4 protein-coding genes are annotated in these 1,770 nt (G+C 69.8%); all 4 read right to left on the reverse strand.

The window, feature by feature from the left end:
* On the reverse strand, positions 1 to 608 hold a 608-nt coding region (locus tag AC1DOC_RS32320), incomplete at its 3' end, for a replication initiator protein A (RefSeq protein WP_478131403.1).
* 28 nt (positions 609 to 636) lie between these two features.
* Positions 637 to 870 (reverse strand): helix-turn-helix transcriptional regulator, encoded by a 234-nt coding sequence (locus AC1DOC_RS32325; protein WP_478131404.1) that lies wholly within the window; start codon positions 868 to 870, stop codon positions 637 to 639.
* Between the two features lie 154 nt (positions 871 to 1,024).
* Complete coding sequence (locus AC1DOC_RS32330; protein WP_208856299.1) at positions 1,025 to 1,564, reverse strand: DNA -binding domain-containing protein; 540 nt, start codon at positions 1,562 to 1,564, stop codon at positions 1,025 to 1,027.
* Between the two features lie 13 nt (positions 1,565 to 1,577).
* Positions 1,578 to 1,712 (reverse strand): hypothetical protein, encoded by a 135-nt coding sequence (locus AC1DOC_RS32335; RefSeq protein WP_478131405.1) that lies wholly within the window; start codon positions 1,710 to 1,712, stop codon positions 1,578 to 1,580.
* Positions 1,713 to 1,770 lie beyond the last annotated feature (58 nt).

Below are 1,770 nucleotides of genomic sequence, written 5' to 3' on the forward strand. Positions count from 1 at the left end.
CGCTCGATGCCGCCGGAAAGCCGGAAGTACGTGGGATCGAGCGTGAGCACCAAGGCCTCGTCCATCACGCCCGAGAAGAACCAGTCGGCCAGGATCAACTCGATGCCGTCGGCGCGTCCGTCGGGTCGGATGTACTCCTTCCATTCGTTGATCCAGGAGAAGCGGTGCACGCGCATCGCACCGTTCGGACGCTCCCGCTGGCGCAGCGTCGTGGCGACGGTGGTGGACTGCAGCCGGTCCAGCGCGGCGCGCAGCGCCAGGTAGTCGCTGCGGCCGGTGCCGCGCTGCGCAAAGCGCAGGATCTCGTAGGGCGTGGCGACCATCAGGCGCGAAGGCGCGATGCCTTCCTTCTTGGCCTGGACGATCTGGCTCGCGGCCCAGATCAACACGTCCGCATCCCAGATCGTGGCGATGCCGTGCTCGGGCACCCCTTCGACGGTGAGCGAGACACCGCCGGCTTCGAAGCGGATCGGCACSGYGCGCGGCGACTTGGCCAGCGAGAAGAACGGGTAGGCCATCAGGTCCTGCGCATCGCGCAGCGSCATGTCASSKCCCGGCAGCGCGCGGAACAGCGRCAGCTGTTCGCGTTCGCTCGGACGCTTCGACATGGGTGAYGCTCCCTGCCCTGCKYGCCGGTCARCGGACGGAGTCGCGYTGCACGTARCCGGGRTCGGAGGTCATCTCRTAGGCCCGACTGTTCGCCCAGGCCCGCAGATCCTCGACCGCGTAGACCACGCGCGCGCCGAACTTCCGAAAGCGCGGCCCCCCGCCGAGCACGCGRTGCTTCTCCAGCGTGCGCGGSGACAGGCGCAGGAAGGCGCCGGCCTCRTCGGTGGTCAGGAACTCGGGGTTGRCYGGSGCGGYGGGCACCGCAGGGGCCGCGGCGCAGCCGYCGMAGCGCGGGCGGWAAACARGGAACTGGCACTTGCCATGAGGGCCTCCATCGTTGTCRCGGGGCCGCGAACCATTCGCAGCCCARTGGAGGCAGTCTCGGGAGYAAGGGCCTTTTTGCGCAGGGAGATATTCAGCGCACCAGTTCGTCTCCGGGGGACTCGACTGCGGTGCGCGGTATGCCCGCGAGGGTCAGATAGCCACCGCCCATGTACCACTCAGCCCGCCGCAGCAGGTGCCGGACCTGAGCGCGCAGTTCGCCATCGGCGTGCCAGCCCATCACGGCCTCGAGACCGAATAGCGCTTGGGCAATCTCGCGGTGCGACGCGTCGGCTTGCGCGCCGTCGAGCGCCTGCAGGGCGCGAAGATGCAGCAGCGCGGCGCGGGTGACAGCCCGCGTGGAATCCTCGACCGGCGCATGGCCCTGAAGAACCTGCGCCTGCGCGTTGAACGCATCCAGCTGGCCGCGCAGGCCGGGACCGAGCGGGACGGTGCAAGCGTAGGCCGCGCCATCGCAGAGGTCGTCCGCCAGCGACATGCGCAGCCGCTGCGCGGACACCTCGGTCAGCAGCATCAGGCCAGTGCCATCGAGCGCGAGGCGTTTGCGGCCAGGCACGCGCCAAAGGTCGAAGGCCGGTCGGGTCGGCGCACCGTGCGCGCGCGAAGCGCGCACGTGCAGCAACTCGTCAGCCGCCGCGATCCAGTACGGTCGCGCTTCGCGCGCATCGAGACGGGGGTCTTCGGCGCTGTCGCAACCCCCACCGCTTGAGCGATGCGGCGCGACGTGCCCAGTCCGCTTGGTACTGCGGATGGCGGCGCAGGTACTCCCACGCAAGCGCAGGGCTGTCGAGATCGAGCGTGTAGAGGTAGGCCGCCGAC

The organism is Variovorax sp. 01T439_2 (genome assembly GCF_056398445.1).